The sequence below is a fragment of the Hydrogenophaga laconesensis genome (assembly GCF_031457235.1).
GTDB lineage: Bacteria > Pseudomonadota > Gammaproteobacteria > Burkholderiales > Burkholderiaceae_C > Hydrogenophaga > Hydrogenophaga laconesensis.
The window spans coordinates 43,955-66,256 of sequence record NZ_JAVDWE010000019.1 but is presented as its reverse complement, the minus strand read 5'-3'; the positions used below and the strand labels follow the sequence as shown (position 1 = coordinate 66,256).

At 64.6% G+C, this 22,302-nt stretch carries 21 protein-coding genes and 1 tRNA gene; 4 read left to right on the top strand and 18 right to left on the bottom strand.

Features of this window, described 5'->3' with window-relative positions; translation table 11 throughout:
- Positions 1 to 15: 15 nt before the first annotated feature.
- From nuoI to tsaD, 18 genes are all read right to left on the bottom strand, one after another.
- Entirely contained in the window at positions 16 to 552 is a 537-nt protein-coding gene (gene nuoI / locus J2X09_RS24460) for an NADH-quinone oxidoreductase subunit NuoI (RefSeq protein ID WP_204735477.1), read from the bottom strand.
- A 15-nt stretch (positions 553 to 567) separates the two neighbouring features.
- Positions 568 to 1,644 carry an NADH-quinone oxidoreductase subunit NuoH gene (gene nuoH / locus J2X09_RS24455; protein WP_204735478.1) on the bottom strand — a complete coding sequence of 359 codons (1,077 nt, stop codon included), beginning with the start codon at positions 1,642 to 1,644 and terminating at the stop codon, positions 568 to 570.
- A complete protein-coding gene (gene nuoG, locus J2X09_RS24450) occupies positions 1,641 to 3,773 on the bottom strand; it encodes an NADH-quinone oxidoreductase subunit NuoG (protein ID WP_204735479.1) in 2,133 nt (710 codons plus the stop codon). The genes nuoH and nuoG overlap by 4 nt, the downstream gene beginning before the upstream one ends.
- A gap of 14 nt (positions 3,774 to 3,787) precedes the next feature.
- Positions 3,788 to 5,137: an NADH-quinone oxidoreductase subunit NuoF gene (gene nuoF, locus J2X09_RS24445; RefSeq protein WP_204735480.1), complete on the bottom strand. Its 1,350-nt coding sequence runs from the start codon at positions 5,135 to 5,137 to the stop codon at positions 3,788 to 3,790.
- Positions 5,134 to 5,646, bottom strand: a complete 513-nt coding sequence (locus J2X09_RS24440) for an NADH-quinone oxidoreductase subunit NuoE family protein (protein ID WP_204735481.1) — start codon at positions 5,644 to 5,646, stop codon at positions 5,134 to 5,136. Before J2X09_RS24440 ends, nuoF begins: the two co-directional genes overlap by 4 nt.
- Positions 5,643 to 6,896, bottom strand: a complete 1,254-nt coding sequence (locus J2X09_RS24435; RefSeq protein ID WP_204735482.1) for an NADH-quinone oxidoreductase subunit D — start codon at positions 6,894 to 6,896, stop codon at positions 5,643 to 5,645. The genes J2X09_RS24440 and J2X09_RS24435 overlap by 4 nt, the downstream gene beginning before the upstream one ends.
- Positions 6,897 to 6,983: 87 nt before the next feature.
- The gene (locus J2X09_RS24430; protein ID WP_204735537.1) at positions 6,984 to 7,592 is read right to left on the bottom strand and encodes an NADH-quinone oxidoreductase subunit C; all 609 of its coding nucleotides are present in this window, start codon (positions 7,590 to 7,592) and stop codon (positions 6,984 to 6,986) included.
- A 50-nt stretch (positions 7,593 to 7,642) separates the two neighbouring features.
- On the bottom strand, positions 7,643 to 8,122 hold the full coding sequence (locus tag J2X09_RS24425; protein ID WP_066270388.1) for a NuoB/complex I 20 kDa subunit family protein: 480 nt from the start codon (positions 8,120 to 8,122) through the stop codon (positions 7,643 to 7,645).
- Positions 8,123 to 8,158: 36 nt separating this feature from the next.
- Positions 8,159 to 8,518, bottom strand: coding sequence for an NADH-quinone oxidoreductase subunit A (locus J2X09_RS24420; protein ID WP_204735483.1), 360 nt, complete (start codon positions 8,516 to 8,518; stop codon positions 8,159 to 8,161).
- Between the two features lie 47 nt (positions 8,519 to 8,565).
- Positions 8,566 to 8,650 (bottom strand) — tRNA-Leu (locus J2X09_RS24415).
- 178 nt (positions 8,651 to 8,828) lie between these two features.
- A complete protein-coding gene (secG, locus tag J2X09_RS24410; protein ID WP_204735484.1) occupies positions 8,829 to 9,239 on the bottom strand; it encodes a preprotein translocase subunit SecG in 411 nt (136 codons plus the stop codon).
- 55 nt (positions 9,240 to 9,294) lie between these two features.
- Positions 9,295 to 10,041: a triose-phosphate isomerase gene (tpiA, locus tag J2X09_RS24405; RefSeq protein ID WP_204735485.1), complete on the bottom strand. Its 747-nt coding sequence runs from the start codon at positions 10,039 to 10,041 to the stop codon at positions 9,295 to 9,297.
- A 26-nt stretch (positions 10,042 to 10,067) separates the two neighbouring features.
- Positions 10,068 to 11,057 (bottom strand): NAD(P)H-quinone oxidoreductase, encoded by a 990-nt coding sequence (locus tag J2X09_RS24400; protein WP_204735486.1) that lies wholly within the window; start codon positions 11,055 to 11,057, stop codon positions 10,068 to 10,070.
- Between the two features lie 20 nt (positions 11,058 to 11,077).
- Positions 11,078 to 13,207 carry a polyribonucleotide nucleotidyltransferase gene (gene pnp / locus J2X09_RS24395; protein ID WP_204735487.1) on the bottom strand — a complete coding sequence of 710 codons (2,130 nt, stop codon included), beginning with the start codon at positions 13,205 to 13,207 and terminating at the stop codon, positions 11,078 to 11,080.
- A 262-nt stretch (positions 13,208 to 13,469) separates the two neighbouring features.
- Complete coding sequence (gene rpsO / locus J2X09_RS24390; RefSeq protein ID WP_204735488.1) at positions 13,470 to 13,736, bottom strand: 30S ribosomal protein S15; 267 nt, start codon at positions 13,734 to 13,736, stop codon at positions 13,470 to 13,472.
- Between the two features lie 131 nt (positions 13,737 to 13,867).
- Complete coding sequence (locus J2X09_RS24385) at positions 13,868 to 15,079, bottom strand: pyridoxal phosphate-dependent aminotransferase (protein WP_310309613.1); 1,212 nt, start codon at positions 15,077 to 15,079, stop codon at positions 13,868 to 13,870.
- The gene (locus J2X09_RS24380; RefSeq protein ID WP_204735490.1) at positions 15,076 to 16,380 is read right to left on the bottom strand and encodes a branched-chain amino acid ABC transporter substrate-binding protein; all 1,305 of its coding nucleotides are present in this window, start codon (positions 16,378 to 16,380) and stop codon (positions 15,076 to 15,078) included. The genes J2X09_RS24385 and J2X09_RS24380 overlap by 4 nt, the downstream gene beginning before the upstream one ends.
- Positions 16,381 to 16,494: 114 nt before the next feature.
- Positions 16,495 to 17,586: a tRNA (adenosine(37)-N6)-threonylcarbamoyltransferase complex transferase subunit TsaD gene (tsaD, locus tag J2X09_RS24375; protein ID WP_204735491.1), complete on the bottom strand. Its 1,092-nt coding sequence runs from the start codon at positions 17,584 to 17,586 to the stop codon at positions 16,495 to 16,497.
- A gap of 74 nt (positions 17,587 to 17,660) precedes the next feature.
- Here tsaD and J2X09_RS24370 point away from each other — a divergent pair, with 74 nt between their 5' ends.
- The 4 genes from J2X09_RS24370 to J2X09_RS24355 all read left to right on the top strand — a co-directional run bounded on the left by J2X09_RS24370 (position 17,661) and on the right by J2X09_RS24355 (position 22,294).
- The gene (locus J2X09_RS24370) at positions 17,661 to 18,941 is read left to right on the top strand and encodes a nitrate- and nitrite sensing domain-containing protein (RefSeq protein ID WP_204735492.1); all 1,281 of its coding nucleotides are present in this window, start codon (positions 17,661 to 17,663) and stop codon (positions 18,939 to 18,941) included.
- A gap of 332 nt (positions 18,942 to 19,273) precedes the next feature.
- Positions 19,274 to 20,557, top strand: coding sequence for a CmpA/NrtA family ABC transporter substrate-binding protein (locus J2X09_RS24365; RefSeq protein WP_204735493.1), 1,284 nt, complete (start codon positions 19,274 to 19,276; stop codon positions 20,555 to 20,557).
- 10 nt (positions 20,558 to 20,567) lie between these two features.
- Positions 20,568 to 21,491: a nitrate ABC transporter permease gene (gene ntrB, locus J2X09_RS24360; protein ID WP_204735494.1), complete on the top strand. Its 924-nt coding sequence runs from the start codon at positions 20,568 to 20,570 to the stop codon at positions 21,489 to 21,491.
- Positions 21,488 to 22,294, top strand: coding sequence for an ABC transporter ATP-binding protein (locus J2X09_RS24355; protein ID WP_204735495.1), 807 nt, complete (start codon positions 21,488 to 21,490; stop codon positions 22,292 to 22,294). Before ntrB ends, J2X09_RS24355 begins: the two co-directional genes overlap by 4 nt.
- Positions 22,295 to 22,302 lie beyond the last annotated feature (8 nt).

Sequence of the window (22,302 nt, the reverse complement as noted above, 5' to 3'; positions counted from 1 at the left end):
TCGGATCGGCCCGGATCAGCGGTAGGGGGCGTCGGAGGCCCGGGCAGCAGCGATCTCGGATTCGTAACGGTCACCCACGGCCAGCAGCATTTCCTTGGTGAAGTACAGGTCGCCGCGCTTCTCGCCGTGGTATTCGAAGACGTGCGTCTCGACGATGGAATCCACCGGGCAGCTTTCCTCGCAGAAGCCGCAGAAGATGCACTTGGTCAGGTCGATGTCGTAACGCGTGGTACGGCGCGAGCCGTCAGCGCGCACATCGGATTCGATGGTGATGGCCATGGCCGGGCAGACCGCTTCGCACAGCTTGCAGGCGATGCAACGTTCTTCTCCGTTCTCGTAGCGGCGCAATGCATGCAGGCCACGGAAACGCGGTGAGAGCGGTGTCTTCTCCTCAGGAAACTGCACCGTGACCTTGCGCTTGAAGGCGTAGCGGCCCGTGAGGGCCATGCCCTTGAACAGCTCCACCAGCAGGAAGCTGTTGATGAAGTCGCGGAAGGAGAACGGCGCCGCATAGGCGGACGACGCGGGGGAATTGGCGGTGGTCGTGGACATGTTCGCTCGCCCTGTTTACTTCCAGATGTTCCATGGGGTCTGCATCAGAGCACCCACGAGAAGCAGCCAGATCAACGTCACAGGAATGAAGATCTTCCAGCCCAGACGCATGATCTGGTCGTAGCGGAAGCGGGGGAAAGTGGCGCGGATCCAGATGAACATGGACACCACGACGAAAGTCTTGAGGCCCAGCCAGATCCAGCCCGGGATGAAGTCGAGCGCAGCGATCGGCGACAGCCAGCCGCCCAGGAACATGAGCACGGCGAGCACCGAGACCAGCCACATGCTGGCGTATTCGGCCAGGAAGAAGATGGCGAAGCCCATGCCCGAGTACTCGACCATGTGACCGGCCACGATCTCGGCCTCGCCCTCGACCACGTCGAAGGGGTGGCGGTTCGTTTCGGCCACACCGGAAATCAGGTAGACAAAGAAGATGGGCAGCAGCGGCAGCCAGTTCCAGGACAGGAAGTCCAGGCCCATGTTCGCGCCCATGCCGCGCGACTGTGATGCCACGATCTCACCGAGATGCAGGCTGCCCGCGGTCATGACGACCACCAGGAAACAGAAACCGATGGCGATTTCGTAGCTCACCATCTGGGCCGAGGCGCGCAGCGCGCCGAGGAAGGCGTACTTGGAATTGGATGCCCAGCCCGCGATGATCACGCCATAGACCTCGATGGAGGTGATGGCCAGGATCACCAGCAAGCCGGCATTCACGTTGGCGATGATCGCCTCGGGACCGAATGGAATCGCCACCCAGGCGGCGAGCGCCGGCATGATGGCCATGACGGGGCCCAGACGGAACAGGCCATTGCTGGCCGCGCTCGGACGGATCAACTCCTTGGTGAGCAGCTTGAGCGCGTCGGCAATCGGTTGGAGCAGGCCGAACGGACCCACGCGATTGGGGCCATGGCGCACCTGGATCCAGCCGAGCAGCTTGCGCTCCCACAGCGTGAGGTAGGCCACCGCGCCCATCAGTGGCGCGAGAACGACCACGATCTTGATCAGGTTCCAGATGACAGGCCACGCTCCGGTGGTCCACCACGTGGCGTCGATCAGGCCCAGGCCGCCGTTGTACATCGCATCGATCACGCTGCGGCTCCTTCCACGGCTTGGGCGGCCCGCGCATCGGCGGTCAGTTGCAGGGCGGTCGAGCGGCGCACCAGGCCGTCGAGCTGATAGATCGAAGCAACACAGGGTGCGACTTCAGCGGGTGCGGTGTCGATCGCGGCACTGCTGGCGTTGGACAGGCGCGTGGCATCCACGACGCTGCCGTTGGCCACGCCGGGCAGCGCGGATGCCAGCACCGCCTGCGAAGAGTCGGCATCGAAGCCTGGGAGCTCCAGCAGATTGCCGAGCACGCGAAGCACCTTCCACGCCGGGCGGGTGTCGCCCAGCGGGCGAACGACGGCGTGGAAGCCCTGGAGGCGACCTTCGGCGTTCACGAACGAACCCGACGTCTCGGTGAAGGGAGCGATGGGCAGCAACACGTCGCTGACGTCGAGATTGGTCCTGAAGGGGCTCAGCGTGACGACCATGTCAGCCGACGCAAGACCCTGGGCACCAACGGCCGTGTCTTCGGCCGGCTCGGTGTTGAGCAGGATCGCGGCCTTGAGCGCACCAACCAGCATCTGGGCAGCGTTCAGACCACCCTCCCCCGGCATGGCCTTCACCAGTTGCGCGCCCACCGTGTTGGCGGCTTCCGTGAGGTAGCCGACGGTGGCGCCCGTCTGCTGTCCGATCCAGTTCGCGAGTGCCAGCAGGCTGGAAGCCTTGGCGTGATGGGCTGCGGCGTTGCCCAGCAGGATGGCTTTGTGCTCGCCACCCAGCAGGGACTTGGCCACCGCACGGTGCGCATCGGTGGCATGGCCACCGACGGGCGCTGCGACGCCGGTTTCTGCACCAATGGCCACAGCGATGCCAGCCAGCGCCGCCACCCAGGTGCTGCTGTCCGCCAGGACGGTGTTCTTCACCGGCATGGCCCAGTCTTGCGCCACCACGTTGAGTACGTTGACCTGAGCGCCCTTGCGCTGGGCCTGGCGGATGCGCTGAGCGAACAGCGGGTGGTCCTTGCGGAGGTTGGAGCCGATCACCAGCACGCGTTGCAGACTCGACAACGCGGCGACGGGCATCCCCAGCCAGCGCGCCGCACCCGCAGGGGCCGTGTTCGAGAAGTCGGCGTGGCGCAGGCGTGCGTCGATATTCTGACTGCCCAGGCCGCGCACGAGTGCACCAGCCAGTACAAGTTCCTCAAGCGTGCTGTGCGGGCTGGCCAGCAAGCCGATGGCGCCAGCACCATGCTCGGTCTTGACCTGCCTGAGGCCGTTGGCAACGTACTCCAGGGCCGTCTGCCAGTCGACCGTCTTCCACTCGCCGTCCTGTTTGAGCATGGGCGAGGTCAGGCGCTCTTCGCTGTTGACAGCTTCATACGAGAAGCGATCGCGGTCCGCGATCCAGCATTCATTGACGGCTTCGTTCTCCAGAGGCACCACGCGCATCACCTTGTGGTTCTTCACCTGGACGATCAGGTTGGCACCGGTGGAGTCGTGTGGGCTCACGCTCTTGCGGCGCGAGAGTTCCCAGGTGCGGGCGCTGTAGCGGAACGGCTTGCTGGTCAGCGCGCCCACGGGGCAGATGTCGATCATGTTGCCCGACAACTCGGAGTCCACGGTATCGCCGAGGAAGGTCTCGATCTCGGCGTGCTCACCGCGGTGAGACATGCCCAGCTCCATCACGCCGGCCACTTCCTGGCCGAAGCGCACGCAACGGGTGCAGTGGATGCAGCGGCTCATCTCCTCCATGGAGATCAGCGGGCCCACATCCTTGTGGAACACCACGCGCTTCTCTTCCTCATAGCGCGAACCGGAACCACCGTAACCCACGGCCAGATCCTGCAACTGGCACTCGCCCCCCTGGTCGCAGATCGGGCAGTCCAGCGGGTGGTTGATGAGCAGGAACTCCATCACCGACTGCTGCGCCTTGATCGCCTTGTCGCTCTTGGTGCGGACGATCATGCCCTGCGTGACGGGCGTGGCACACGCCGGCATGGGCTTGGGGGCCTTCTCCACGTCCACCAGGCACATGCGGCAGTTGGCCGCGATGGACAGCTTCTTGTGGTAGCAGAAATGCGGGATGTAGGTGCCTGCCTTTTCGGCCGCATGCATCACCATGCTGCCGGGGGGCACTTCCACCTTCTTGCCGTCGAGTTCGATTTCAACCATGGGAGTTTCGTGTCTTAAGCGGCCTTGGCTGGGGTCTGAGCGGCTGCGATCTTGGCCTCGAACTCATGCCGGAAGTGTTTGATCATGGCGCGCACCGGCATGGCCGCCGCATCGCCCAGGGCACAGATCGTGCGGCCCATGATGTTCTCGGCCACGTTGTCGAGCAGCGCCATGTCGCTGGGCTTGCCGAGGCCGCGATCGATGCGGTCGACCATGCGCCAGAGCCAACCCGTGCCCTCACGGCAAGGCGTGCACTGGCCACACGATTCGTGCATGTAGAAGTAGGACAGGCGCTTGAGCGACTCGACCATGTCGCGCGAGTCGTCCATCACGATGACCGCACCCGAACCCAGCATGGAACCGGCCTTGGCGATGGAGTCGTAGTCCATCGTGCATTCCATCATGATGTGCGCGGGCAGCACCGGTGCCGATGAACCGCCAGGGATCACAGCCTTGAGCTGGCGCCCCTTGCGCACGCCGCCGGCGAGTTCGAGCAGTTTGGAGAACGGTGTACCCAAGGGGATCTCGTAGTTGCCGGGCAGTTCCACGTCGCCCGAGATGGAGAAGATCTTGGTGCCACCGTTGTTGGGCTTGCCGCACTCCAGATACGCCTGTCCACCATTGCGGATGATCCATGGGACCGCAGCGAACGTTTCGGTATTGTTGATGGTGGTGGGCTTGCCATACAGGCCGAAACTGGCGGGGAAAGGCGGCTTGAAGCGCGGCTGCCCCTTCTTGCCTTCGAGCGACTCGAGCAGCGCGGTTTCTTCGCCGCAGATGTAGGCACCAAAGCCATGGTGGGCATGCAGCTGGAACGAATAGCTCGAGCCCATGATGTTGTCACCCAGGTAGCCAGCGGCCCTCGCCTCTTCCAGGGCCGCCTCGAAGCGCTCATAGACCTCGAAGATTTCGCCGTGGATGTAGTTGTAGCCCACCGAGATGCCCATGGCATACGCCGCGATCGCCATGCCTTCGATGACGATGTGCGGGTTGTACATGAGAATGTCGCGGTCCTTGCAGGTACCCGGCTCGCCTTCGTCCGAGTTGCACACCAGGTACTTCTGCCCGGGGAACTGGCGCGGCATGAAGCTCCACTTCAACCCGCTGGGAAAACCAGCACCACCGCGCCCACGCAGTGCGGACTCCTTGACGGTGGCGATCACCTGGTCCTGCGTGAGGCCTTCACCGCCATCCTGGGCCAGGATCTTGCGCAGGGCCTGATAGCCACCGCGGGCTTCATAGTCCTTGAGCGACCAGTTGCTGCCGTTCAGATCGGCATAGATCTGCGGGTTGATGTGACGACCATGGAAGCAGGTCTGCACACCCGTGGCGCGAAACTGGTTGAGGATCTGTTCAGCGCTCATGACTTTCCTTCCGAGGCGCGCAGGCCGTCGACGAGCTGGTCCAGCTTCTCATTGCTCATGAAGCTGCACATGTGGCGGTCATTGACCAGCATCACCGGTGAATCGGCACACGCGCCCAGGCATTCGCTCTGCTGCAGGGTGAACATGCCGTCGGCCGTGGTTTCGCCCATGGCGATACCCAGTTTGTGTTCGAGGTGATGCAATGCCTTCTGGCCATCGCGCAGCTGACACGGCAGGTTGGTGCAGACGTTGAGCTTGAACTTGCCCACCGGCCGCTGGTTGTACATGTTGTAGAACGTCGTGACCTCGTGCACGGCGATCGGCTCGACGCGCAGATAGGCCGCCAGGGCCGCCTCTGCCGCAGGGCTCACGAACCCCTGCTCCTGCTGGATGATGGACAGGCAGGCCATCACGGCTGAGATGCGCTGCTCGTCGGGATACTTCGCCACTTCACGATCGAAGCGCCCGATGGTGGCTTCGTTGAAGGACTCGGGCGTGACGGTGCTCATCGGTCAATCTCTCCGAAAACGATGTCCATGGTCCCGATGATGGCCACCGCGTCGGCCAGCATGTGGCCACGCGCCATCTCGTCCATGGTGGCGAGGTGTGCGAAACCCGGCGCACGGATCTTCAATCGATAGGGCTTGTTGGCACCATCGCTCACAAGGTAGATACCGAACTCGCCCTTGGGATGCTCGACCGCAGCATAAGCCTCACCTTCAGGCACGTGGAAGCCTTCGGTGAAAAGCTTGAAATGATGGATCAGCTCTTCCATGTTGGCCTTCATGGCCTCACGGGCGGGCGGCGCGACCTTGTGGTTGTCGGTGATCACGGGGCCCGGATTCGCACGCAGCCACTTGACGCACTGCTCGATGATGCGGTTGGACTGCTTCATCTCTTCCATGCGGACGAGGTAGCGGTCGTAACAGTCGCCGGTCTTGCCGACCGGGATATCGAAATCGAGCTCGCCGTAAACGTCATAGGGCTGCTTCTTGCGAAGGTCCCAGGCGATACCGGAGCCGCGCAGCATCGGGCCGGTCATGCCCAGGTTGAGTGCGCGTTCTGGCGTCACCACACCGATACCCACCGTGCGCTGCTTCCAGATGCGGTTGTCGGTCAACAGCGTGTGGTACTCGGCCAGGTAGGTCGGGAAGCGCTTCGTGAAGTCGTCGATGAAGTCGAGCAGCGAACCCTGGCGGTTGGTGTTCATGTCTGCGATCGCTCGCGCGTTGCGGACCTTGCTGGCCTTGTACTGCGGCATGGTCTCGGGCAGGTCGCGGTACACGCCGCCCGGACGGAAATAGGCAGCGTGCATGCGCGCACCCGACACCGCCTCGTACATGTCGAACAGATCTTCACGCTCGCGGAACGCGTAGATGAGGATGGTCGAACTGCCGCAGTCGTTGCCATGAGAGCCCAACCACATCAGGTGGTTGAGCAGGCGCGTGATCTCGCTGAACATCACGCGGATGTATTGCGCGCGGATCGGCACATCGATGCCCAGCAGCTTCTCGATGGCCAGGCAATAGGCGTGCTCGTTGCACATCATCGACACGTAGTCCAGCCGATCCATGTAGGGCAGTGACTGGATGAAGGTCTTGTGCTCGGCCAGCTTCTCGGTGGCACGGTGCAGCAATCCGATGTGCGGGTCGGCGCGCTGCACGACCTCGCCGTCAAGCTCCAGCACGAGGCGCAGCACGCCGTGCGCGGCCGGGTGCTGCGGACCGAAGTTCAGGGTGTAGTTCTTGATCTCTGCCATGTCAGGGCTCCCGCCGGGCCGTCCCAAGGGAAGCCCGCGCCCCCTCGGGGGGCAGCGAATACACGAAGTGATGAGCGTGGGGGTGCATCAGTGAAGCCCGCCGTAGTTGTCTTCGCGAATGATGCGCGGCGTGATCTCGCGCGGCTCGATGGTCACCGGCTCGTAGATCACGCGCTGGCGTTCGGCGTCGTAGCGCATCTCGACATGGCCGGACAGCGGGAAGTCCTTGCGGAAGGGATGGCCGATGAAGCCGTAGTCGGTAAGGATGCGGCGCAGATCGTCGTGCCCGTCGAAAACGATGCCGTAGAGATCGAACGCCTCACGCTCATACCAGTTGGCAGACGCCCACAAAGGGGTGACCGACGCCAGCACGGGAAAGTCATCTTCAGGGCAGAACACCCGAACGCGCACACGGTGGTTGTGCGTCACCGACAGCAGGTGCACCACGGCGGCGAAGCGCTGGCCATCCCAGCGGCCATCGCCGTAATTCTGGTAGTCCATGCCGCAGAGATCGACGAGTTGCTCGAACCTGGCCTGGGGCGCATCGCGCAGAGACTGCATGACCTCAAGGTAGTCGGCCGCCCTCACCGTGAGCGTGACCTCTTCGCGCACCACCTGGATCGACTGGGCCTTGGTGCCCAGCAAGCCTTCCAGCGTGGTTTTCAGCGCCTCGGGCTCGACGGCATGGGGATTCATGGCGGTGTCGGTCATGAACAGGTTCTTTCAGTGCACGCGGTCGGCGCCGCTCAGGCCCGTGCGATGGTGTGGGTACGACGGATCTTCTGCTGCAGCTGGATGATTCCGTACAGCAGGGCTTCGGCGGTGGGTGGGCAGCCGGGCACATACACGTCGACAGGCACGATGCGGTCACAACCGCGCACCACCGAGTAGCTGTAGTGGTAGTAACCACCACCGTTGGCGCACGAGCCCATGGAGAGCACCCACCGCGGCTCCGCCATCTGGTCATACACCTTGCGCAAGGCCGGGGCCATCTTGTTGCAGAGCGTGCCCGCGACAATCATCAGATCGGACTGGCGCGGACTGGCACGGAACACCTCCGAACCGAAACGACCGATGTCGTAGCGCGCGGCAGCGGCATGCATCATCTCGACCGCGCAGCAGGCCAGACCGAAGGTCATGGGCCAGAGCGAGCCGGTCTTGGCCCAGTTCACCACGGAGTCATAGCTCGTGGTGACAAAACCTTCCTTGAAAACACCTTCAATCATGGAGCACTCCAGCGCACGCGCCTGTATGTGTCGAACTCATTCCCAGTCCAGGGCGCCCTTTTTCCACTCGTAGGCAAAGCCCACGGTCAGAATGGCCAGGAACACCACACCTGCAAAAAAGCCCGTGGCACCGATGTCGGAAAAGGCCACGGCCCAAGGAATGAGAAAAGCGATTTCGAGGTCAAAAAGAATGAAGAGGATGGCCACCAGGTAGTAGCGCACATCGAACTTCATGCGAGCATCCTCAAAAGCTTCGAAGCCGCATTCGTAGGGGGAATTCTTTTCCGCGTCCGGCAGATTGGGACCGAGGATGTAGCCAAGAACCTGCGGAATGATCCCGACGGCAATACCGACCAGGATAAAAAGGAGCACTGGAAGGTACTGTTCGAGACTCATCTTGGTGGCTTCCGCTGACACGGCGTGGGACCGTGTTTTCCAATGATTGGTGCCGACGGCGAGACTCGAACTCGCACAGCTTTCGCCACTACCCCCTCAAGATAGCGTGTCTACCAATTTCACCACGTCGGCTGGGTCTGCATTGATGGCTCGCGAGGAATGGTGCGAGCCTTGCTGACAACCCATAGAGTTTACCCTGAAACGCCCCCCGTTTCCGGGCTGCGCTATGGTTTTTCCGAAGGAATCGGTCGGGTTGTCACAGCACGGGTCACACCCTCCCGGCGCAGGGCCGCGAGGGTGACGATTCCGCTTATTTGCCCGGGATCTGCGCCGGACCGGAGGAGCCTGCAGGCGTCTCGCCGCCGGCAGCAGGCGCCGCGGCCGGGGCGGGCGTGGTGCCCGGGATCTGCTGAGCCGCACCCGCCGGCTGCGCGGGCATGGCACCTTCGAGCACGCTCCCCGCGCTGGGTGCAGCGGTGCGCAGGTTACCGAAGTACGCGAGACCCAGGGTGCTGGCCAGGAAGATGGCGGCCAGCACGGCGGTGGTGCGCGACAGGAAGTTGGCGCCGCCCGAGGCACCGAACAGGCTGGCGGAGCCGGCACCACCACCGAAAGCCGCACCTGCGTCGGCGCCCTTGCCGTGCTGCATCAGGATGAGCCCGATCATGCCCAGCGCGGACAGGATCTGGACAGCCAGCAGGATGGTCAACAAAACGTTCATTCTCTCTTCTCCGGAAATATCGGTTATTGCCGTGCCGCAGGGGCACGAACAGGAATCAGGGGGCCGAGGCCACGATCTGCAGGAAGTCCGGTGCCTTGAGCGACGCACCGCCGATGAGGCCACCATCGATGTCCGGCTGGGCCAGCAGGCTGGCGGCATTGGCGGCATTCATGCTGCCGCCGTACAGGATGTGGACGCGTCCGGGGCTCTGCGTTGCTGCCGCGATCTGCGCGCGCAGGACAGCGTGAACCTGCTGCGCCTCCTGCGGCGTGGCCGTCTTGCCGGTGCCGATGGCCCAGACGGGCTCGTAGGCCACGACGATCTCGGTGATGCAGTGACCACAGAGATGAATGACGGCCGCCAGCTGGCGCTTGACGACTTCTTCCGTTTGACCGGCCTCACGCTCGGCCAGCGTTTCACCCACGCAGACGATAGGCGTGATGCCCTTGGCCAGGGCGGCCCTGGCCTTCTCGGCCACGACCGCATCGGTTTCGCCATGGTACTGGCGGCGTTCGGAATGACCGACGATGGCATAGCGGCAACCAAAGTCGCGCAACATCGAAGCCGACACCTCGCCGGTATACGCGCCCTGCTCCTGGCTGGACACATCCTGCGAGCCCCAGGCGATGGGGCTCCCTTGCAACAGAGCCCCAAGTTGCGCAAGGTACGGCGCCGGGACACACAAAGCCATGTCGGATTTCGGCGCAGCAGTGCCGAGACCTTCGAGCATGCCTTTCACCAGCGCCTCATTGGCGGCCAGCGAGCCATTCATCTTCCAGTTGCCTGCGATCAGTTTTTTCATGGCTGTCGGTTTCTTGTCTCTTCGATTCACGCCCAGCTCAGCACGAGCTTGCCGACGTGCTGGTTGGACTCCATCAGCGTGTGCGCCGCAGCCGCCTGGGCGGCCGGGAACACCTGGTGGATCACCGGCCGGATACGGCCCTCAGCCAGCAATGGCCACACACGCTCGCGCAGCGATGCCGCAATCGCCGCCTTGAACGCCACTGGGCGCGGACGAAGCGTGGAGCCCGTGATCGTGAGGCGGCGGCGCAGCACCAGACCGGCATTGAACTCGGCTTTGATGCCACCCTGCACCGCGATGATCACCAGCCGGCCATCCTCGGCCAGGCAGTCGATTTCCCGGGCCACGTAGGCGCCGGCCACCATGTCGAGGATGACATTGACGCCCTGCTTGCCCGTGATCTCGGCAACGGCGGCCACAAAGTCCTGCGCCTTGTAGTTGATGGCGTGGTCGGCACCGAGCTTCAGGCAGGCCGCACACTTGTCGTCGCTGCCGGCGGTGGCAATCACGCGCGCGCCCATGGCCTTCGCCATCTGGATCGCGGTCACGCCAATGCCACTGGTACCACCCTGCACCAGCAGGGTTTCACCGGCCTGCAGGCGACCCCGGTCGAACACGTTGCTCCAGACGGTGAAGAAGGTCTCGGGCAGCGAGGCAGCGGCAATATCGTCGAGCCCTTCGGGCACCGGGAGACATTGGCCCACAGGCGCCACGCACCACTCGGCGTAACCGCCACCAGCCACCAGCGCGCAAACGCGGTCGCCCACCTTCAGACCCGCTTCGGCCAAGGCCGACACATCGCCCGAATCGATCACCCCCGCCACCTCGAGGCCAGGAATGTCAGATGCACCCGGTGGCACCGGATAGTTACCGGTGCGCTGCAGCACGTCGGGGCGGTTGACGCCCGACGCACGCACGCGAATCAGCACCTCGCCGGCGCCCGCGACCGGCACCGGGCGTTCACCCAGGCGCAGGACATCGGGTGCGCCAAAGGCGCTGATTTCGACAGCTTTCATGGCCGGCACCACCCCGGACCTCAGGCCTGCGGCTGTTGCGGCGCCTGCTCGCCGGCGTTGCGCTCGATCAGGGCTTTCATGGACAGCTTCACGCGGCCCTTTTCGTCCGTTTCAAGCACCTTCACGCGCACCACCTGACCTTCGCTCAGGTAGTCCGTGACCTTCTCGACGCGTTCGTGGGCGATCTGACTGATGTGCAGCAGGCCGTCCTTGCCGGGCAACAGGTTCACCAGTGCACCGAAGTCGAGGATCTTGGTGACCGGGCCTTCATAGACCTTGCCCACTTCCACTTCGGCCGTGATCTGCTCGATGCGGCGCTTGGCTTCGTCGGCCTTGGCCGAGTCGGTCGAGGCAATGGTGATCGTGCCGTCTTCGTCGATGTTGATCTGCGTCCCGGTCTCTTCCGTCAGCGCACGGATGACAGCGCCCCCCTTGCCGATCACGTCGCGGATCTTTTCCGGGTTGATCTTCATGGTGAAGAGCTTGGGCGCGAAGTTGGACACTTCGGTCTTGGCTTCGCCCATGGCTTCCTGCATCTTGCCGAGGATGTGCATGCGGGCTTCCTTGGCCTGGGCCAGTGCGACCTGCATGATTTCCTTGGTGATGCCCTGGATCTTGATGTCCATCTGCAGCGCCGAGATGCCGTTCGCCGTACCGGCGACCTTGAAGTCCATGTCACCGAGGTGATCCTCATCACCCAGGATGTCGGTCAGCACGGCGAAGCGGTTGCCGTCCTTGATGAGGCCCATGGCAATGCCGGCCACGTGCGCCTTCATGGGCACGCCAGCGTCCATCAGCGCCAGGCAGCCGCCGCAGACGGAGGCCATCGACGACGAGCCATTGGACTCGGTGATTTCGGAGACCACACGCATGGTATAGGGGAACTCTTCCTTGCTCGGCAACGCGGCGACCAGCGCACGCTTGGCCAGGCGGCCATGGCCGATCTCGCGGCGCTTGGGCGTGCCGAAGCGGCCGGCTTCACCGGTGGCAAAGGGAGGCATGTTGTAGTGCAACATGAAGCGGTCTTCGAACTCGCCTGCCAGTGCGTCGATGCGCTGTGCGTCGCGGTCGGTGCCGAGCGTGGCCACCACCAGAGCCTGGGTTTCGCCGCGGGTGAACAGCGCCGAACCGTGGGTGCGCGGCAGAACGCCGTTGCTGATCTCGATGGCGCGCACGGTGCGTGTGTCACGGCCGTCGATGCGGGGCTCGCCGGCCAGGATCTGGCCGCGAACGATCTTGGCTTCGATCTCGAACAGCAGGGCCTCAACCGCCACGCTGTCGAATTCCACCCCTTCGGCCTTCAAGCCGGCCATCACGTCGGCGTAAGCGGTGCGGCAGGCTTGCGTACGGGCCTGCTTGTTGCGGATCTGGTAGGCAGCTTCGAGCTTGGCCTTGGCCAGTTCGTCGACCTTGGCAATCAACGGCTCGTTCTTGGCCGGCGGCTGCCAGTCCCAGGCCGGCTTGCCGGCGTCGCGCACCAGCTCGTTGATGGCGGCAATGGCGATCTTGCCCTGGTCGTGGCCGTAGACCACGGCACCCAGCATGACTTCTTCGGAGAGTTGCTGCGCTTCGGATTCCACCATCAACACAGCGGCTTCGGTGCCAGCGACCACGAGGTCCATCTGGCTGTCCTTGAGTTGGGTCTGGCCCGGGTTGAGCACGTATTCGCCATTGACATAGCCCACGCGCGCGGCGCCGATGGGGCCATTGAACGGGATGCCACTGACGGCCAGCGCGGCGGAGGTGGCGATCATCGCGGCGATGTCGGCCTGGACTTCGGGGTTCAGGCTCACCACATGCACGATCACCTGCACTTCGTTGTAGAAGCCTTCGGGAAACAGGGGGCGGATCGGGCGGTCGATCAGGCGGCTGGTCAGCGTCTCGAGTTCGCTGGGACGGCCTTCGCGCTTGAAGAAGCTGCCCGGGATCTTGCCGGCCGCATACGACTTCTCGGTGTAGTCGACCGTCAGGGGGAAGAAGTCCTGACCGGCCTTGGCTTCGGTCTTGGCCACGACGGTGGCCAGCACGACGGTGTCATCGATATTGACCAGCACGGCGCCGGTGGCCTGGCGCGCGATCTCGCCGGTTTCCATGGTGACCTGATGGGGGCCCCACTGAAAGCTCTTGGTGACTTTGTTGAACATGCTCATGGTGTCTCTCCGTTGAATGCCGCCGTCGGTGACGGCGATCTCTGCGTGCAGCGAAAGCTGCACAAAACCCGGAGACACAACCCAGAACACGATGCCATTCCAGACGGCCTGTGAACGCCACCGATGGCGCACACAACCCACTTGGAATGACACAGCTTCGCTCTGTTGTCTGTACTCCGGAATCAAAAAAGGCGCATGACAAGCAAAAAACGCCCGAGCCAGCGAACCAACTCAGGCGTTTCGTGTGTCACAGCCGTTCCAATTACTTGCGCAGGCCCAGCTTCTGGATCAGGGCGAGGTAACGCTCGGCGTCCTTGGATTTCAGGTAGTCGAGCAGCTTGCGGCGGCGGCTCACCATGCGCAGCAGACCGCGACGACCATGGTGGTCCTTGGCGTGGGTCTTGAAGTGAGGGGTGAGCTCGTTGATGCGGGCGGTCAGCAGTGCGACTTGCACTTCGGGGCTGCCGGTGTCGTTGGCGGCGCGGGCGTTGGCCGCGACCACTTCGGCTTTGACGGATTGGGCGATCATCTGGGTTTCCTTGGCCAGTTGCCTGGCGTTACGTGCGTCCCGTCGCAGCGAATGCCGCAGCGGGCGTGAATTGCCGTCTGTGAAGACAGCAACCGCGAATTATAGACCAGAAGGTCTCAATCCCGGAAATGTCACTGGCCGTCGAGCCAACCCCGCAGGCGCTCGACGCCGGCCACCAGCCGCGTGGTATCCCTGCTGGCAAAGCACCAGCGCAGCCACCCTGCGGCCTCCGGGCTGAAAGCGCTGCCTGGCGCCAGCCCGAGCCCCGCCTCGCGGACGAGGCGCCTGGCAACGGCCAGGCAGTCGTCCTGCCCCTCCAGCCGGAAAAAGGCGTACATCCCACCCAACGGCTCGGCCATGGTCACACCAGGCAGCGCGCGCAGCAGCGGCGCCAGGGTGTCGCGGCACTGTCGCAGGTGGCCCACCAGGGCGGGCGTGACCTCCGCGCCGCGTTGCAGCGCCACCGTCGCGGCACGCTGGACGAACACGGGCGCGCACGAGGTGTTGAATTCGATCAGCTTGCCAACAGCAGCCGTGAGCGCTGGCGGCAGCACCAGCCAGCCCAGGCGCCAGCCGGTCATGAGGAAGCTCTTGGAAAAGCTGTGCGCGACGATGACGCGGTCATCCGGCTGAGCCACGTCCAGGAAGCTGGGCGCGGCACCGTTGGCCGTATCACCCGCGAAATAGAGGCGCTCGTAGACCTCGTCGGCCAGAATCCAGGTGCCCGTGCGGCGGCAATGCGCCAGGATGGTCCGCTGCTCGTCGGCGCTGAGCGTCCAGCCGGTCGGGTTGTTCGGGGCGTTGACCACCAGCATGCGCGTCGCGGGGGTGATGGCGGACAACAGTGCCGCCATGTCCAGCACCCATGCGCCGGCGCGCGGGCCATCCGTCTGCACGCGAAGAGGCACGCGCCAGACCCTGGCACCCATGATCAGGGGTTGCGCGATCAGATTCGGCCACACCGGTGCCACCACCACGACCTCATCCCCCGCCTCCACCAGCGTCTGCGACGCCAGCATCAGGCCATTGACCCCGCCCGAGGTGACCGCCAGCCGGTCGAACCAGTGCGCGGCGCCACGGCCGGGGTGCAGGCCATCGGTGTAGGCGGCCAGCGCTTCGCGAAGTTCCTGCAAGCCGAGGTTGTGGGCGTAGAAGGTTTCACCCGCCTGGAGGGAGGCAACGGCCGCGTCGCGGATGAAGCCTGGTGTGACTTCATCGCTCTCGCCAAACCAGAACTTCAGCACGTCCGTGCGGCCGATGCCTTCGTTCGCCACCTCGCGGATGCGCGAGGCTTCCAGTTGCTCCACCACTTGTCTCATCGGCGCTCGCTCCTGCGATTTCAAGGTCGCTGCATGGTACAGGTGTGCGGCATCTCGGCCTGTTGCGGTGTCAGGTTGCGGATGACGCGAAAGCCGTACCCCGAGCCTTCGACGTCGAACCGAACGCCGGGCGTGCCCTGCTTGTCCATCACGGCCACGGCCAGGGATTGCTGGAACTGGTGGTCCGCCCCACGCATGCGGGCGCGCTGGCCCGCCAGGGTGACGTCGGCCCTCTCCAGCTGCGCGGCGATGGTGGCGGCATTGACCGGCCCGGCTGCGCCGGCGCGTTCGATCGCTTGCGCCAGCGCTTCGATCATGAGCTGCATGCGCATGTGCACGTAGTCGTCGGCCGGGCTGGGAAAGCGCTCGCGGAACGAGCGGTAGAACGCCTCGGACGCGGGCGTGGGCACGTTCGGGAACCAGTCGGCCACGGCGATCACCTTGCCGATACCCGCATCGCCCATGGCCGCCGGCGCACCCAGCGCGTTGCCGTAGAACGTGTAGAAGCGACCCTCGAAGCCGCTTTCGCGAGCGGCCTTGACCAATAGCGTGAGGTCGTTGCCCCAGTTGCCCGTGAGCACGGCCTGCGCGCCACTGGCCTTGATCTTGGCGGCATACGGCAGGAAATCCTTCACCCGCGCCATAGGGTGGAGCTCTTCACCAACGATGGCGATATCGGGCCGTTGCGCCGTCAGCTGGCTGCGCGCCTCTCGCAGCACGGCCTGCCCGAAGCTGTAGTCCTGCCCAATGAGGTAGACACTCTTCAGTTGCCTGTCTTCGCGCAGCACGCTCATGAGCGCCTTCATGCGCATGTCGGCGTGCGCGTCGAAGCGGAAATGCCAGAAGCTGCATTTCTCGTTGGTCAGCGCCGGGTCGACCGCCGAGTAGTTGAGGAACAGCACCTGGCGCGCCGTGTCGCGCTCGTTGTGCTTGTTGATGGCGTCGATCAGCGCACTGGCGGCGGCCGAGGAATTGCCCTGCGTGACGATGGTGATGCCCTTGTCCATGGCCGAACGCAAGGCCGAGAGGGCTTCGTCGGTCTGCCCCTTGCTGTCGAAACGCTCGATCACCAGTGGCCGGTTGCCATCGGGCAGCTTCACGCCACCGCGTGCATTCACGCGTTCGGTGGCCCAGACGAGGTTGCGGAACACGGCGTCGCCGGTGTTGGCGATCGGGCCTGACAGGCCTTCGATCATGCCGATGCGGATCGGCGCGCCCGTGGCGGGCGTCTGAGCGAGGGAGACAGCGGCGGTCAGGCCGCCCAGGAGCGCAGCGGCCAGGGCGCGGCGGCGCGAAGAGAACAGGACATCAAACAGTTGTTTCATCGGGAAAGTGCTCCGGATCACGCAAACCCGGGGTGGGCTGCGCCTTGAGTCGCATTGGCGACAGCGGCGGAGTCTAATTCATAATTACAAAAATTGCCGCACCGCAGCACGACATCAGGCAGCGATCGCGCCACCCAGTTCGGACAGAGGCCAGCGGGGCTTCACATCGAAGGGATAGCCAACCGGGCCATCGTCAGCGAGCCCGGCCTGCACCCGCATCCCGCCGGCCAGCGCGATCATGGCGCCGTTGTCGGTGCACAGGTGCAGTTCCGGGTAGTGCACGCGCACGCCCGCCTTGGCGCAAGCGGTGCCCAGTTGCTCGCGCAGCAGCACGTTGGCCCCCACCCCGCCGGCCACCACCAGGCGCATCAGGCCGGTCTGGCGGATGGCTGCCATCGACTTCCTGACCAGCACGTCGACGATGGCCGCCTGCACGCTGGCCGCCACATCGGCTTTCTGCTGCGCGTTCAGCGGATCGGCCAGGTGCAAGGTGGCCGGGCCTTCGGGGCTTGCATGGGCAAGTCTCTTCACCTGGGTGAGCACCGCCGTCTTCAGGCCCGCGAAGGAAAAATCCAGATCGCCACTGTGCAGCAACGGGCGCGGAAACTTGTAGGCCTGCGGGTCCCCCTGCAAGGCCAGGCGCGAAAGTGCCGGGCCCCCGGGGTATGGCAGGCCGAGCAGCTTGGCGGACTTGTCGAACGCTTCGCCGGCCGCGTCGTCGATCGTTTCGCCCAGCAGTTCGTACCGCCCGACACCATCCACACGCATCAACTGGCTGTGTCCGCCCGACACCAGTAAGGCCACGAAGGGAAACTCGGGAGGGTCCGCGCTCAGGAAGGGCGAGAGCAGATGACCTTCGAGGTGGTGCACGCCGATGACCGGCTTGCCCAGCGCAAAGCCGAGCGCACAGGCCACACCCGACCCGACCAGCAAGGCACCGGCCAGGCCAGGCCCACGGGTGTAGGCGATGGCATCCACCGCCGACAGCGGCAATCCGGCTTGCGCCAGCACGGTATCGGTGAGCGGGAGAACGCGCCGGATGTGGTCGCGGCTGGCCAGTTCCGGCACCACGCCGCCGTAGGCCTGGTGCATCTCGATCTGGCTGTGCAGGGCGTGTCCCAGCAGCCGCGGGGTGGCGCTGCCGCTGGCATCCACCAGGGCCACGCCGGTTTCGTCGCAGGACGACTCGATTCCCAAAATCCGCATCCTGGAAGTGTACGGGGCGGCATGCTTGTTGCTGGACGGGGGATACTCACTGTGCTCCCACGAACCACCGTCAGATGAAATCGGGCCTGAAATTCCTTGTTGCCGCCAAGCGTTGCGAAATCGCCGCGCTGCGGGAGCTCGCGCTCACCAGCGTGCTGGTCAATGTGACGGGGCGGCTTATCCATGGGCTGCAGCGCGAACGGGGCTTGTCCAACTTGCACATTGGCTCGCAAGGCGCGCGGTTCGCTGACGTGCGCGCCCGGCAGATCGCGGAGTGCCGCCAGATCGAGGCCGAGCTGCGCACCTGCTTCGACAGCCTCGACACGGAGTCGGCCCGCGTGGGCCATGGCGCGCGCCTGTTCAGCCGCATCGCCTACGCCCTGCATGGCCTGGACGCGCTGGCCGGCCTGCGCGAGCGCGTGGATGCATTCGCATGGACCACGCGCCAGGCCACCGACGCGTACGTGCGACTCATCGCCGGGCTGCTGGCCGTGGTGTTCGAGGCCGCCGACAGCGCGAGCGACCCCGAGGTCTCGCGCCTGCTGGTGGCCATGTTCAATTTCATGCAGGGCAAGGAGTTCGCAGGCCAGGAGCGGGCGGTCGGCTCGGCCCTGTTCGCTTCCGGCCGCGCCGAAGCTTCAGAGCAGCAGCGCCTGCTCCACCTGATCGAATCGCAGGAACGCTGCCTGCAGGTGTTCGTGGAATTCGCCAACCCCAAAGCGGTGGACCTGTGGACCGCCAGCCAGGCCAGCGCCACGTTGGCCGAGCTGGAACGCATGCGCCGCGTGCTGTGCACTGCCGCGGCCGGCGCTGCGCTCAATGTGCAACTCAGCCAGGCCTGGTTCGAGTGCTGCAGTCAGCGCATCGACCGCATGAAAGGCGTGGAGGACCGGCTGGCGCTCGACCTCCTGCGCACCTGTGAAGCCAAGATCAGCGCCGCCCAGGCGGAGCTGGACGCCTACCAGTCGTTCCAGACGACGCCGGCGCGCGAGGCCGACGCGCTCTCCTTCTTCAACGGCGCGCCTCTGGCGGCCGCGCCACCCGACGCCTCCGGTTTCGGCGGCGCGCCGCAAGGCTACGGCCTGCAGCTGGAGCGCTCCATTCTCGAACTCGTGCAGGAACAGGCCCATCGGCTCCAGACCATGAGCGAGGAGCTCGACACGGTGCGGGCCAGCCTGAACGAGCGCAAGGTCATCGAACGGGCCAAGGGCTTGCTGATGGCGCACCGCCAGCTCAGCGAGGAAGACGCCCACAAGACCATGCGCCAGATGGCCATGAACCAGAACCGGCGACTCATTGAGGTGGCCGAAGCGGTGCTGGCGATGGCAGACGTGCTGCCCGAACGCCCGCGCTGAGCGCCAATGGGTGTTGCGGCGCACAAGAAGCGTGCTCCCGCACCAGTTTGAAGCCTCGCGCCGAGGCTCATTGTGCGAGAAACCCGAACGGGACGGCCGCAGTTTCTTCTTTGAAATCAACGATTTACTTTGGCGCCCTGGGATAACCCTGGTGCTGGCACGGTAACTGCTTGATCTGCGACAACGAAAGCCGGGCCAATGGCGGCCAGGTTTTCAGCAGTCTTCCCAGACACGGACAACGGCGTCCATTTCCACCTGCGCTTGCGCGGGTACGGAAATGGGCGCCGTTTTGCTTTGGGCTTCCGGTTTTTTTCATCAGCAAGGAGTTGGTCATGAGCGCAGACGTCCCCACCCCCGCCACCGACACGAACACCACCACACCGGCGAAGGCATCGCGCCGGGCGTTCATGCAGAAGAGCGGTGCCATCGGCACGGCGGCCCTCTTCTCCACACTGGGCCACCACGGGGTCTGGGCCGCCGGCTCCGACGCGCCCGAGAAGAAGGAAGTGAGGATCGGCTTCATCCCGCTGACCGACTGCGCGAGCGTGGTCATGGCCTCGGTGCTGGGCATCGACCAGAAGTACGGCGTGAAGATCATTCCGACCAAGGAAGCGAGCTGGCCGGGCGTGCGCGACAAGCTGGTCAACGGCGAGCTGGACATGGCGCACGTGCTGTGGGGCCTGATCTACGGCGTGCACCTGGGCACGGCCGGCCCCAAGAAAGACATGGCCGTCCTGATGAACCTGAACCACAACGGCCAGGCGATCACGCTGTCGAAGAAGCTGGCCGACAAGGGAGCGGTGGACGCGGGCAGCCTCGCCAGGCTCATGGCGGCCGAGAAGCGCGAATACACCTTCGCGCAGACCTTTCCCACCGGCACGCATGCCATGTGGCTCTACTACTGGCTGGCCTCAGCCGGCATCCAGCCGTTGAAGGACTCGAAGATCATCACGGTGCCACCGCCACAGATGGTGGCCAACATGCGCGTGGGCAACATGGACGGCTACTGCGTGGGCGAGCCCTGGGGCCACCGGGCCATCGCCGACGGCATCGGCATCACCGCCGTCACCACGCAGGACATCTGGAAAGACCACCCTGAGAAGGCGCTCGGCACCACGGCTGAGTTCGCGCAGAAGAACCCCAACACCTGCCGCGCCGTGGTGGCCGCCATTCTCGAAGCCAGCAAGTGGATCGATGCCGGCCTGCAGAACAAGCTGAAGATGGCCGAGACCGTGGCCGACCGCGCCTACGTGAACACCAGCGTGGACGTGATCAACCAGCGCATCCTGGGTCGCTACCAGAACGGCCTGGGCAAGACCTGGGACGACCCGAACCACATGAAGTTCTTCAATGACGGCTACGTGAACATGCCCTACCTGTCCGACGGCATGTGGTTCCTCACGCAGCACAAGCGCTGGGGCCTGATCAAGGACCATCCCGATTACCTGGCCGTGGCGAAACAGATCAACAAGATCGACCTCTACAAGCAGGGCGCCGCCGCCGCCAAGGTGAGTGTGCCGAAGGACGAGATGCGCAGCAGCAAGATGATCGATGGCGTGGTCTGGGACGGCAAGAACCCCAAGGCCTATGCCGACGGCTTCAAGGTCCAGGTCTGAGGAGAACGCCATGGTCAGCGCCGTCTTTCACGCCCCCTTGTCGCCCGCTTCGGCGGCCGAACCCGACACCGCGCCCTTGGTCCGCAAGGTGGCCTCGGTGAAGCCCGATACCGTGCAGCCCGTCAAAACCGCATCGCCTCGCATGCCGTTCGACGGCCGCACCTGGTTCATGCGCACCGTGCCGCCCTTGCTGGGGCTGGGTCTGCTGGTCCTGCTCTGGGAGCTCGTCGCACGCTCCACCGGCAGTGGCATTCCTGCACCCGAGGAAACCTGGAAGGCGGCCGTCGAACTCTTCAGCGACCCGTTCTATTCGAACGGCCCGAACGATCAGGGCATCGGCTGGAACGTGCTGTCCTCGCTTCAGCGCGTGGGCATGGGCTTTGGCCTGGCGGCGCTGATCGGCATCCCGGTGGGCTTCGCGATCGGCCGCTTCGAGTTCCTCAGCCGCATGTTCAACCCGCTCATCAGCCTGCTGCGCCCCGTCTCGCCACTGGCCTGGCTGCCGATCGGCCTGCTGGTCTTCAAGGGTGCCAACCCCGCGGCCATCTGGACCATCTTCATCTGTTCGATCTGGCCCATGATCATCAACACCGCGGTGGGCGTGCAGCGCGTACCGCAGGACTACATGAACGTGGCGCGCGTGCTCAACCTGAGCGAATGGAAGATCGCCACCAGGATCCTGTTGCCGGCTGTCTTGCCCTACATGCTCACGGGTGTGCGCCTGGCCGTGGGCACGGCCTGGCTGGTGATCGTGGCCGCCGAGATGCTCACCGGCGGTGTCGGCATCGGCTTCTGGGTGTGGGACGAGTGGAACAACCTCAACGTTGCCCACATCATCATCGCGATCTTCACGATCGGCCTCGTCGGCCTGCTGCTGGAGTTCGCCCTCATCAAGCTGGCCACTGCCTTCACCTACGAGGACGTGAAATCATGAGCAACGACGCCAAGTACATCGAAATCCAGGGTGTCGAGCAGACCTTCAAGACGCAGAAAGGCCTGTTCCCCGCGCTGCGCGACATCAACCTCACGGTCGCCAAGGGCGAGTTCGTGGCGCTGATCGGCCATTCGGGTTGCGGCAAGTCCACGCTGCTCAACCTGGTTGCCGGCCTGACCACGCCGACCGAGGGCACGCTGCTCTGCGCCAATCGTGAGATCGCGGGGCCCGGGCCCGAGCGCGCAGTGGTGTTCCAGAACCATTCGCTGCTGCCCTGGTTGACGTGTTTCGAGAACGTGCACCTCGCGGTCGAGCGTGTGTTCGGGGCCTCCGAAACGAAGGCGCAGCTCAAAGCCCGCACCGAGGCGGCACTGGCGCTGGTGGGCCTCACGGCGGCTGCGCAGAAGCGCCCTGGCGAAATCTCCGGCGGCATGAAGCAGCGCGTGGGCATCGCACGCGCGTTGTCGATGGAACCCAAGGTGCTGCTCATGGACGAGCCTTTTGGTGCGCTCGACGCCCTCACCCGCGCCAAGCTGCAGGACGAACTGCTCGAGATCGTGGCGCGCACGCGCAGCACGGTGGTCATGGTCACCCACGACGTGGACGAGGCCGTGTTGCTGTCCGACCGCATCGTGATGATGACCAACGGACCTGCCGCCACCATCGGCGATGTGCTCACCGTGGACCTGCCGCGCCCGCGCCACCGCGTGGCACTGGCCGAAGACCCGCGCTACCAGCAGTGCCGCAAAGCGGTGATCGATTTCCTGTACACGAGACAAGCCCACGTCGAGAAGGCTGCCTGAAGGAGAAC

What these genes read in the sequence shown, in the direction of transcription:
- nuoI (WP_204735477.1), bottom strand. Translation starts at nt 552, where the DNA reads ATGTCCACGACCACCGCCAATTCCCCCGCGTCGTCCGCCTATGCGGCG.
- nuoG (WP_204735479.1), bottom strand. Translation starts at nt 3,773, where the DNA reads ATGGTTGAAATCGAACTCGACGGCAAGAAGGTGGAAGTGCCCCCCGGC.
- nuoF (WP_204735480.1), bottom strand. Translation starts at nt 5,137, where the DNA reads ATGAGCGCTGAACAGATCCTCAACCAGTTTCGCGCCACGGGTGTGCAG.
- J2X09_RS24440 (WP_204735481.1), bottom strand. Translation starts at nt 5,646, where the DNA reads ATGAGCACCGTCACGCCCGAGTCCTTCAACGAAGCCACCATCGGGCGC.
- J2X09_RS24435 (WP_204735482.1), bottom strand. Translation starts at nt 6,896, where the DNA reads ATGGCAGAGATCAAGAACTACACCCTGAACTTCGGTCCGCAGCACCCG.
- J2X09_RS24430 (WP_204735537.1), bottom strand. Translation starts at nt 7,592, where the DNA reads ATGAATCCCCATGCCGTCGAGCCCGAGGCGCTGAAAACCACGCTGGAA.
- J2X09_RS24425 (WP_066270388.1), bottom strand. Translation starts at nt 8,122, where the DNA reads ATGATTGAAGGTGTTTTCAAGGAAGGTTTTGTCACCACGAGCTATGAC.
- J2X09_RS24420 (WP_204735483.1), bottom strand. Translation starts at nt 8,518, where the DNA reads ATGAGTCTCGAACAGTACCTTCCAGTGCTCCTTTTTATCCTGGTCGGT.
- secG (WP_204735484.1), bottom strand. Translation starts at nt 9,239, where the DNA reads ATGAACGTTTTGTTGACCATCCTGCTGGCTGTCCAGATCCTGTCCGCG.
- tpiA (WP_204735485.1), bottom strand. Translation starts at nt 10,041, where the DNA reads ATGAAAAAACTGATCGCAGGCAACTGGAAGATGAATGGCTCGCTGGCC.
- J2X09_RS24400 (WP_204735486.1), bottom strand. Translation starts at nt 11,057, where the DNA reads ATGAAAGCTGTCGAAATCAGCGCCTTTGGCGCACCCGATGTCCTGCGC.
- pnp (WP_204735487.1), bottom strand. Translation starts at nt 13,207, where the DNA reads ATGAGCATGTTCAACAAAGTCACCAAGAGCTTTCAGTGGGGCCCCCAT.
- rpsO (WP_204735488.1), bottom strand. Translation starts at nt 13,736, where the DNA reads ATGATCGCCCAATCCGTCAAAGCCGAAGTGGTCGCGGCCAACGCCCGC.
- J2X09_RS24380 (WP_204735490.1), bottom strand. Translation starts at nt 16,380, where the DNA reads ATGAAACAACTGTTTGATGTCCTGTTCTCTTCGCGCCGCCGCGCCCTG.
- tsaD (WP_204735491.1), bottom strand. Translation starts at nt 17,586, where the DNA reads ATGCGGATTTTGGGAATCGAGTCGTCCTGCGACGAAACCGGCGTGGCC.
- J2X09_RS24370 (WP_204735492.1), top strand. Translation starts at nt 17,661, where the DNA reads ATGAAATCGGGCCTGAAATTCCTTGTTGCCGCCAAGCGTTGCGAAATC.
- J2X09_RS24365 (WP_204735493.1), top strand. Translation starts at nt 19,274, where the DNA reads ATGAGCGCAGACGTCCCCACCCCCGCCACCGACACGAACACCACCACA.
- ntrB (WP_204735494.1), top strand. Translation starts at nt 20,568, where the DNA reads ATGGTCAGCGCCGTCTTTCACGCCCCCTTGTCGCCCGCTTCGGCGGCC.
- J2X09_RS24355 (WP_204735495.1), top strand. Translation starts at nt 21,488, where the DNA reads ATGAGCAACGACGCCAAGTACATCGAAATCCAGGGTGTCGAGCAGACC.